Origin of the sequence: Roseateles sp., from assembly GCF_036486225.1 — a bacterium.
GTDB lineage: Bacteria > Pseudomonadota > Gammaproteobacteria > Burkholderiales > Burkholderiaceae_C > Roseateles.
The window spans coordinates 1-9,233 of the sequence record NZ_DASVNZ010000145.1 but is presented as its reverse complement, the minus strand read 5'-3'; the positions used below and the strand labels follow the sequence as shown (position 1 = coordinate 9,233).

The 9,233-nt window shown below is 71.9% G+C and carries 6 protein-coding genes and 2 pseudogenes; 3 read left to right on the top strand and 5 right to left on the bottom strand.

The genetic code is table 11. The features are described 5' to 3' along the window. A pseudogene (locus VF536_RS10130) lies at positions 1-455 on the top strand (hypothetical protein); the annotation flags it as partial. Positions 456-457: 2 nt separating this feature from the next. On the opposite strand, the gene VF536_RS10125 reads toward VF536_RS10130, so the two are convergent. From VF536_RS10125 to VF536_RS10105, 5 genes are all read right to left on the bottom strand, one after another. Next, complete coding sequence (locus VF536_RS10125) at positions 458-2,284, bottom strand: hypothetical protein (protein WP_331614719.1); 1,827 nt, start codon at positions 2,282-2,284, stop codon at positions 458-460. Continuing rightward, the gene (locus tag VF536_RS10120) at positions 2,281-4,056 is read right to left on the bottom strand and encodes a hypothetical protein (RefSeq protein WP_331614718.1); all 1,776 of its coding nucleotides are present in this window, start codon (positions 4,054-4,056) and stop codon (positions 2,281-2,283) included. The genes VF536_RS10125 and VF536_RS10120 overlap by 4 nt, the downstream gene beginning before the upstream one ends. Before the next feature lie 10 nt (positions 4,057-4,066). Continuing rightward, complete coding sequence (locus VF536_RS10115) at positions 4,067-5,770, bottom strand: molecular chaperone HscC (protein WP_331614717.1); 1,704 nt, start codon at positions 5,768-5,770, stop codon at positions 4,067-4,069. A gap of 157 nt (positions 5,771-5,927) precedes the next feature. Then, a complete protein-coding gene (locus tag VF536_RS10110; protein ID WP_331614716.1) occupies positions 5,928-6,866 on the bottom strand; it encodes an SDR family NAD(P)-dependent oxidoreductase in 939 nt (312 codons plus the stop codon). A 60-nt stretch (positions 6,867-6,926) separates the two neighbouring features. Further along, a complete protein-coding gene (locus tag VF536_RS10105) occupies positions 6,927-7,727 on the bottom strand; it encodes an SDR family oxidoreductase (RefSeq protein ID WP_331614715.1) in 801 nt (266 codons plus the stop codon). 159 nt (positions 7,728-7,886) lie between these two features. On the opposite strand from VF536_RS10105, the gene VF536_RS10100 reads away from it, so the two are divergent. Next, positions 7,887-8,804: a LysR family transcriptional regulator gene (locus VF536_RS10100; RefSeq protein WP_331614714.1), complete on the top strand. Its 918-nt coding sequence runs from the start codon at positions 7,887-7,889 to the stop codon at positions 8,802-8,804. A 64-nt stretch (positions 8,805-8,868) separates the two neighbouring features. Beyond that, positions 8,869-9,233: pseudogene (locus VF536_RS10095) on the top strand (chloride channel protein); the annotation flags it as partial.

The window sequence follows — 9,233 nt, the reverse complement described above, 5'->3', positions numbered from 1 at the left end:
GGCCGCGACCCTTCATCGGTCCGCTGGTGACCGTACCGGTCTTCGACACGATGCGCGCGTCGCGGCTGATCAGCGAGAAGGACTACAAGACGCTGAACCTGTCCGTCGACCAGGTGCGCGAGACCGCGCGCAAGAACACCTACGACGCGATGCCGCAGGTGCTGCAGCATGCCAAGCCGGTGCCCGCGGGCGAGGTGGGCAAGCTCGACGGCCCGGTGCCGCAGCCCAGCCGTCTGGTCTTCATCGACGACTGGAAGCCGCTGGCCGATGCGCAGAAGGGCAAGCTGATCGTCGCGGCGCCGGCCAACGACACGGTGCTCTACGTGAGCGACGACGACGCGTCCACGCTCGACGCGCTGCGCGCGCAGGTGCGCGACCTCATGGGCAAGTCGCCCAATCCGCTGACCGACGTGCTGCTGCGCTGGTCGCCGTCGGGCTGGGTCCCCCTGCCCTGAGTTCAGCGCGCCGGGTCGTCGCCGAGCAGGCGCAGGCCCAGCCGCCAGCCCGCGCGCTTGATCGCCAGCAGCAGGGCGAGCCAGGCGCCGAACGCCAGCGGCAGCGCCCACACGAGGTGCGGGCTGTGCCGGGGGATCAGCGCGCCGACCATGGCCGTCATCGCGAACAGCGCGAGGGTGAAGCGCAGGCCGCACTGGGCGGTCAGCCAGGCGATCAGCGTCGGCAGGCCGACCGTCGCCAGCGCGGCCACCGCGCGCGCACCGCCGTCGGGCCGTCGCGGCAGATCGTGCAGGGTCCGGTTCGGCACGTAGAGCCCCTGGTGGAAGACCAGTGCGCCCGCCAGCACCCAGGCCCACAGGAAGCCTCGGGCGAGCGGCGACAAGGCATGCGGGCCGAGCAGTTCCACGAGCAGACAGGGCAGGACGACGGCGGCGATGCCGGCGGCCTCGGCGGGCAGCGCGAGCATCAGTCCGGCGACGGCCAGCGCCATGGTCGCCAGCGGGGCCCAGTCAGCGACCGCTTCCCCGTACTGGCCGAGCGCGCCGGCCGCCAGGATGGCGACGACGCCGACCCAGGGCCAGGCGCGGGACCAGGTGCGGGACCAGCGGGCCGGCAGCACGCGGGACACGAGGCGGGACACGGGCGCGCCCACCACCCGGTGCGCGACCACGTGCCCGACCTGCACGCCGTAGCACACCACGGTCGCCACCACGGCACCGACCGGGATCGCCAGCGCGGCGAGGAAGGCGTCGTTCCAGACCAGGCCGGCCACCATCGCCATGACGAAGCCCGCGAGCATGCCCAGGACCGTCTGCACGACCGGGAGTTCGGCGATGAGCCTTTCCAGCCCCTGGCGGTCTGCCGGCTCGACGCCGAGGCGGCGCAGCAGCCAGGGTCCGGCGCGATGGAGCCGGACCTGCAGCGCATGACCGGTGAGCAGCGTCAGCAGCCGTGCCCGGTTCCTGTTGCCGCCGGGCCCGGCCATCCTGGCCAGGCGGGCGACCGGGCCGAATTCGCGCCGCTGCTCCGGATCGGTCACCGGACGCGGGATGCCTTGGAGCAGATCGGCCAGGGCCGCCATGCGCTGGCTGCCCAGCAGACGCTCGGTCCGGAAGTCGCCGTCCCAGCCGAAGTGCACCCGCAGGAACTCCACCACCAGCGGCGGCAGGCCCGCGCGCGTGGCGAGGATCATGTCGGCGAACTCGACCGACGCCTGCGCGTGCGTCTCCAGCGGCAAGGCCTCCAGCGCGGCGCGAAGCTCGGGCAGCGCGCGCTCGAGCGCAACGGGGCCGAGCGGCCGCAGCGCCAGCAGCCAATCGCGGAGTTCCGACGGCGAGCGCCAGGCCGGCACGGTGTCGGGCAGGGCGTCACCGGCGGAGGCCGCCGTGTCGACGGAGGCGTCCTCATCGGCAGCGGCCGTCGTGTCGTCGAAGGCCGTCGTGTCGGCGAAAGCCATCGTGTCCGCGAAGCCGTCGTCACCGGCCCCGCTGTCGCGTGCTTCGGCGCGCCGGTCGTCGCCCGGCGTGTCCTGCGCGACCTTCTCGACCTGCGTGACCTGCGTGACCTCCGGCGTTCCGTGCGCCTGCTGCCAGCGCGCATGGGCGAGCAGGCGGTCATAGGCTTCGCGCAGCGCCTGATAGGCCTGGGCGTCGTCGTCGGGCCGGGTCTTGCGCAGTGTCTTGGCGTAGGCGCGCTTGATCTCGGCGAGGTCGGTGCTCGGGGCCGTCAGGCCCACGCGCGCGCAGTCGCTGTGCCAGGCCTGCGTCCATCCGGAGGACTCGTCCGTCAGCTCGTCCATCAGCGTGTCGTCCAGCGAGTCGTCGTTCATGCCGTCACCGTCCGTCGTCTGGCCATGAGCCGACGCCCGATCCACCATCCGGCGCGCTGGACGGCGACCAGCAGGCCCAGCCCGACGAACAGGCCCACCGGGCCCGCGACCAGTTGCCACTGGCCGGCCGGTGCGGCCACGACCGCCGTGACGGCGAGCATGAACCCGCCCACGATCAGCCGATGACCGCCGAAGACGGCGAGCCAGCTCAGCCCGGTGGGCAGGCCGATCGTGCCCATCAGCAGGAGCGCGGCGATGCCGCCCTGCGGCCACTGCGGCCGCAGGCTGCCGTCCTTCTGCGGCTCGTAGAACCCGCGGGTCAGTACCATCCCGCCGAGCGTGACCCAGGCGGCGGCCACGCCCATCCACAAGCTCGGGACGGCCGGCACGTCGGGCGCGAACTGCACCAGGTCGGCGGTCGGCGAGAACCGCGTCAGCACGCCCAGCGCGACCAGCCACGTGAGGCTGGTGGCGAGGAAGACGCCCCAATGAGAGAACGCCAGCATCAGGCTCGTCCCCGCGAGGATCTGCGCCGCCAGCAGCGTGAACTCCCGGTCGGCGCCGGCGTCGATGCCGGCATGGCGGCCGACCGCGCCCGCGGCGATGAAGCCGGCCATCGCGAGCCAGCCGCCGTACTTCGGCGACCAGGACTGGATCCATCGTCCCACCGGCGTGGCGTTGATGCCCCCCCAGCTGACGCCCAGCAGCACGTAGAGGATGAACAGGAGGAAGGGCACGACGAGGCCGCCGACGGCGATGGCCAGTGGCCCGTCGAAGGCCAGCAGCGAGGTGAAACCCGCGGCGTAGAGCGCGCCCACCACGATCAGCGACATCAAGGCCCAGGCCACGAGGTTCGTGAGCGCGAGCAGGTGCCGGATCTCCTCCTCCGCGTCGTTGGAGACGCCGAGCTGGCGCAGCAGCGTCGGGCCGGCCCGGCTGAGCTGCACCGCGAGCCCGTGCCCCATGCCGATGATCGCGACCTTCGCGCGTTGCCGGTCCAGCCATCGCGGCGACGAGAGCCAGGTGGCCAGCGCGCCCAGCGAGCCGTACTCGCGCTCCAGGGCGGCGTCCTCCAGCGGCAGCGGACGGAGAGCCAGCTCACGCTCCAGCAGCGAGGTCAGCGCCGAGATCCTGTGGCGGCCGAGCAGACGTTCGGCGCGGAAGTCGCCGATCCAGGCGAAGTGACGGTGCAGCAGATGCACCAGTCCGCCGGGCGCGATGTCGGCGTGCCGCAGCAGCAGGTCGGCCAGTCGCACCGACGCCTCCGGCTGCTCGCTCAGCGGCAGGCGGGCCAGACGGTCTTGAAGCTCAGGCAGTGCGGAGTCCAGCGCCTCGCGCCGCAACTGCTCCAGACGTTGGGGCAGCGCGGCGGGAACGCCGTCGATCCGGGCCTGCAGCCAGTCGCACAGCGCCTTCGCACCGGAGGGTTCGTCCGCGTTCGCCGGAGCCGCCTGGACCCGCACGGCCTGCCCGCCCTGCCCGCCCTGCCCGGCTTGGCCGGAGGCGACGGGCGCCGTGGCTATCGACGTGTCCGCCTCGGCACCGGCCCGCGCGCGCTTCGCCTCGTGGCGTGCATGGGCGACGACGCGGTCGTAGGCCTCGCGCAGCGCCTGATAGGCCTGGGCATCGTCCTCGGGCCGGGTCTTGCGCAAGGTCGCGGCGTAGGTGCGCTTGATCTCGACGAGATCGACGCTGGTGCCGGCCAGGCCCACGCGCTCGCAATCGCGGCGCCACGTCTCGTGCCAATGGCCGCCGGATCCGCTTCCGCTCATCGTCCCGGCCTCAGAAGCGGAAGCCGCCGTCGATGCTGTCCAGCGCCTGGCGCATCTGCTGGCGGGCCTGGCGGATGATGCGCGGGTCCTGGGTGTCGAGCGCCTGCTCGAACTGGCCCAGCCAGCTCTGGATCGCGACGCGCTGCTCGCCGAGCCGGTCCTCGTAGAGGCGCTTGGCGCGCTCGACCAGATAGCGGTTCTCCTCCTCGTCGCGCGGATGGCGCTTGAGCGCGCGCAACTGCTTGAGCGCCTCCGCCACCTGCGCCTCGCTCATCTCGGTGGCGGTGTTGCGGATCAGCGTGCTGGCGGTGCGCCCGCCCTTCACGTCGCGCACGTCCACCTCCAGCAGCCCGTTGGCGTCGTAGGTGAAGCGCACCTCGATCACAGCCTCGCCGGCCGGCGCGGGCGTCAGATCGATGGTCAGCTTGCCCAGGTGCAGGTTCTCGCTGCCCACCGGCGATTCGCCCTGGCGGATGTCCAGGTCCACGACCTTCTGGCCGTCGAACATGCTGACGAAGCGGTCCATCCGCGACACCGGCACCGGCGTGTTGCGTTCGATGATGGGGCTGAAGCGGTCGTCCACACGTTGCTGGCCGATGCGTTGCGAGGTGATCACGCCCAGCGAGAACGGCATCACGTCCGTCAGCACCACCTCGTCCAGCGCCGCGTCGCGCGCCTTGAGGCCGGCCTGCACGGCCGCGCCCTGCGCGATCGCCTGGTCGGGATCGATGGTGCGCAGCGGCAGGCGCTGGAACAGGCGCGTGATCATCTGGCGGATCATCGGCATGCGCGTCGCGCCGCCGACCAGCACCACTTCGTTCAGCGCGGCGGGCGAGAGCTGCGCGTCCTGCAGCGCGCGCTCGATCGGGCGGCGCAGGCGCTGCAGCAGTTCGGCGGTGGCGGCCTCGAAATCGGCGCGCGTGATCGTGAGCTCGGCGCGTCGGCCGTCCAGCATCAGGCCCATCACGGTGCTCTCGCGTTCGCTGAGGTCGCGCTTGGCCTGCTCGGCGGGGCGCCACCACAGCGCGGGATCCTTGAGCAGCCGCTCGCGCTCGGCCAGCGAGAGGTCGCCGCAGCGCTCGATGAACAGCTTGCCGACGGCGTGGGCGAAGTCCTCCCCGCCCAGGCGGGTGTCGCCGGCGCTGGCGCGTACTTCGACGACGCCGTCGAAGTACTCCAGCACCGACACGTCGAAGGTGCCGCCGCCCAGGTCGAAGACGAGGAAGGTGCTGTTGTCCGGCCGGTCCTGCAGGCCATAGGCCAGGCCGGCGGCGGTAGGCTCATTGAGCAGCCGCTCGACCTTCAGTCCGGCGAGTTCCCCGGCGGTGCGCGTCGCGCGGCGCTGGGCCTCGTTGAAGTAGGCGGGGACGGTGATGACCGCCTCGGTGACGGGTTCGCCGAGGAAGGCTTCGGCGTCCGCCTTCAGCGACTGCAGCACCAGCGCGGACAGCTCCTCGGCGCGCAGCGACCGGTTGCCGAGCTTGACCGTGCGGTCGGTGCCCATCAGGCGCTTGAAGGCCTGGGCGCTGCGGGCCGGATCGGTGGCGGCGCGCTCGCGGGCGGCCAGGCCGGTGATCAGCTTGCCGGCGTCGTCGATGGCCACCGCGGACGGGGTGGCGACATCGCCCAGCGCGTTGGGGATCAGTTGGGGGCGGCCGTCGCGGAAGACCGCGATCAGGCTGTTGGTCGTGCCGAGGTCGATGCCGACGATCATGGGAGGCGAGGGGTCGGGTGTTGCGCGGCGTCGCCGCCGCGTGCGCGCGGATGCGCAAGCGGCGGCGAGGATATCAGCGCCCCGCCGCCGCGGACCCCCTGATCCGCCCGGACTCCCTCTTGCGGAGGAGGCAATCCGTGGCGGATCGCGCCGATCCTCACACCGGCGTGGCGCCGGCGTTGCGCACCGTCAACAGATCGCCGAGCTGGACGCGCTGCAGGAACTCGCTGCGGATGCGGTCGGCGACCGCGCTGACGACGTTGCTGCCGTCCTCCGACGGATCGATGTGGACCCGGAACGGGCGTTTGCCGAAGGGCGCGCCGACCACGTCGACGACGGCGCGGGCGACCTCGGTCGGATCCGCGTCGGCGGGTTCGGCGGCGGCCAGGTTGGTCATGATCTCCTGGGCCAGGCCTTGCGTCGGGCCGCTGTCATAGGCTGCCACCCGCTCGACGTCGCCCGGAGAGCCCGAATGCACGAAGTGGTTGGTGCCCTTGGTGAAGGCGCCCGGCACGACGATGGCCGTCTCGATGCCCCAGCGCGCCAGTTCGCCCGCATAGCTGACGGCGAGCGCGTCCATCGCCGCCTTTGCCGCGAAGTAGGGTGCCAGGTAGGGCGGCGTGCCGCCGCGCGTGCTGCTGCTGCCGATCCACAGCAGCATGCCGCGGCCCTGCCGGCGCAGCTGCGGCAGCGCCGCGCGGTTGACGCGCTGGGCGCCGATCACGTTCACGTCGTAGAGCTGCGCGTACTGCTCCGGCAGGAAGGCCTCCGCCGGGCCGAAGGCCATGTGGCCGGCGTTGTGCATGACGACGTCGAGCCGGCCCTGCTCGGCCACGATGCGGGCGATGGCCGCGTCGGACGAGTCCTGCGACTGCACGTCGAGTTCCAGCGCGTGCAGCTTCACGCCGTGCTCGCTCGCATAAGCATCGACGGCCGCGACCTGCGGCGCGTTGCGGCCCTGCGTGGCGCGCATGCTGGCGTAGACGACGTGGCCGGCGTCGGCCAGCGCACGGGCGCTCATGGCGCCGAAACCGCTCGAGGCGCCGGTGACGAGGATGACCTGGGAAGACGAAGAAGACGAGGTCGACGTGTTCATGACAGTGCTCCGGAATGAAGGGACTGGAGAGGAGGTCGAGGAGAAGACTGAGAAAGGGGCTCAGGCGAAGCCGCCGTTGGCGCGCACGACTTGGCTGTTGATCCAGCCGCCGTCCTTGCCGACCAGGAAGGACACGGCGTTGGCGATGTCCTCGGGAGTGCCCAGGCGCTCCAGCGGGGCGACCTTGGCGGCGCCGTCGATCTGCTCCTGCGACTTGCCCTTGAAGAAGAGCTCGGTGCCGACCGGGCCGGGGGCGACGGCGTTGACGGTGATCGAGCGGCCGCGCAGCTCGTTGGCCAGCACGTGGACCAGGCCTTCGACGCCGGCCTTGGAGGCGATGTAGGGGCCGTAGTTGGGGAAGGACTTCGCGATCACGCTGGTCGACAGCGCCACGATGCGGCCGCCGGCGGCGACCTTCTCGGCGGCGTGGGCCAGCACCAGGAAGGCGCCGCGCAGGTTGGTATCGATGACCTGGTCGAAGGTCTCGAGGCTGGACGGCTTGATCGCCCCCAGCGGCATGACGCCGGCGCTGTGCACGACGGCGTCGAGGCGGCCGTGGCGGCGCAGTGTCTCCTCGAACAGCGCGGCGACCTGGCCGGCATCGGACACGTCGGCCTGCACGGCGCTGGCGCGGCCGCCGGCGGCTTCGATCGCGGCGACGGTCTCCTGGGCTGCGGCGGCGTTGCCGGCGTAGTTGACGACGACCGTGTAGCCGTCGGCGGCCAGCCGCTTGGCGATGGCCTGGCCGATGCCGCGCGAGGCGCCGGTGACGAGGGCGGTGCGCAGGCCGCGGTCGGTGGAGATCGAGTTCGAGATCGGGGTCGAGGTGGAAGTGGAAGTGGAAGTGGAAGTGGCGGTCATGGTTCGCTCCAAGGGGTTGTCGGAAGCCGGGGGAGAGGGACAGAAGGACTTCCGGGTTGCGATGGAACGAATTCTGGTTGTTGATCCCATCCGGAAAAAGGCGTGACAATTGGCTTGTCAGTTCAGCCTGACTCAACAAATGCCTGAGAGGATGCTGGCATGGACCGATTCGAGACCCTTCAGCTGTTCACCCGGATCGTGGAGCTGCGCAGCTTCACGCAGGCGGCCGCGCACCTGGACATTCCACGGGCGACGGCCACGCACGCCATCAAGGCGCTGGAGGCGCGGCTGGGCACGCGGCTGCTGGACCGCACGACACGCGACGTGCGGCCGACCTTGGATGGCCAGGCGTACTACGAGCGCTGCGTGCTGGTGCTCAACGAGCTGGACGATGCGGAGGCCTCGCTGAAGCAGGTCGCGTCGAATCCGCGCGGCGTGCTGCGGGTGGACATGCACGGGGTGCATGCGTCGCACATCGTGCTGCCGCGCATCGACGAGTTCCGCGCGCGTTTTCCGCAGATCGATCTGGTGGTCAGCGGCGGCGACCGGCTGGTGGACCTGGTGCGCGAGGGCGTGGACTGCGTGCTGCGCGCGGGCACGCCGCGGGACTCGACGCTGGTGGCGCGCAAGCTGGCCTCGATGCCGCAGGTTCTCTGCGCGAGTCCCGAGTACCTGGCCCGCGCCGGCACGCCGCGGCATCCGGACGACCTGCCGTGGCACCAGACGGTGCGATTCTTCGCCAGCGGCGGCGGCGCGGACTATCCGATCGAGCTCACGGTGGACGGCCAGTTGCGACGCTATCCGCTGCCGGGCTGGATCTCGGTCAACGACGCGCAGAACTACCTGGCCTGCGCGCTGCGCGGCTGCGGCCTGATCCAGGTGCCGCGCTTCCACCTCGAGCAGGAACTGGCCGACGGCCGGCTCGTCGAGGTGCTGTCGGACTGGGAGAGTCCGGCGATGACGCTGTCGGCGCTCTATCCGCAGCACCGGCAGCTGTCGCCGCGTGTGCGGGTGTTCGTGGACTGGCTGGCGCAGCTCTATGCGGAGAAGTTCCCGGAGCCCACCGCCGCCGTGTGAGCGCGAGCGACTCGCGTACGCGCGACGACAGCGATCGCCGGACCGCAGCGGGATACTCGGCGCCATGTCTGGCGATCACCGAGCACCGAGTCCTCCCTCCACGCCCCGACGCAATGGCGAGCCCGGCGAGCCCGGCGACCCTCCAGGGGCCGCGCACGCCGACCCGGACTTCCTGTCGGCGGTCCGCGACGATCTGACCGACTGGCGGCAGTGGCTGGCCCGCGCCGTGGTCCTCGGCTTCGCCGTGGCGGCCGGTCTGGCCGTCGTGGCCTTCACCTGGGTCAGCGAGCAGGCCATGGCGGGCTTCGCGGCCCTGCGCGCGTGGTCGCCCTGGGCCCCGCTCGTCTGGACGCCGCTGTGCACGGCCGGCCTGGTGTGGTTGACCCGACGCTTCGCGCCGGGCGCGGCCGGGTCCGGCATTCCGCAGGT

Coding starts and splice junctions, on each gene's coding strand:
- VF536_RS10125 (WP_331614719.1), bottom strand. CDS start 2,284: ATGAACGACGACTCGCTGGACGACACGCTGATGGACGAGCTGACGGAC.
- VF536_RS10120 (WP_331614718.1), bottom strand. CDS start 4,056: ATGAGCGGAAGCGGATCCGGCGGCCATTGGCACGAGACGTGGCGCCGC.
- VF536_RS10115 (WP_331614717.1), bottom strand. CDS start 5,770: ATGATCGTCGGCATCGACCTCGGCACGACCAACAGCCTGATCGCGGTC.
- VF536_RS10110 (WP_331614716.1), bottom strand. CDS start 6,866: ATGAACACGTCGACCTCGTCTTCTTCGTCTTCCCAGGTCATCCTCGTC.
- VF536_RS10105 (WP_331614715.1), bottom strand. CDS start 7,727: ATGACCGCCACTTCCACTTCCACTTCCACTTCCACCTCGACCCCGATC.
- VF536_RS10100 (WP_331614714.1), top strand. CDS start 7,887: ATGGACCGATTCGAGACCCTTCAGCTGTTCACCCGGATCGTGGAGCTG.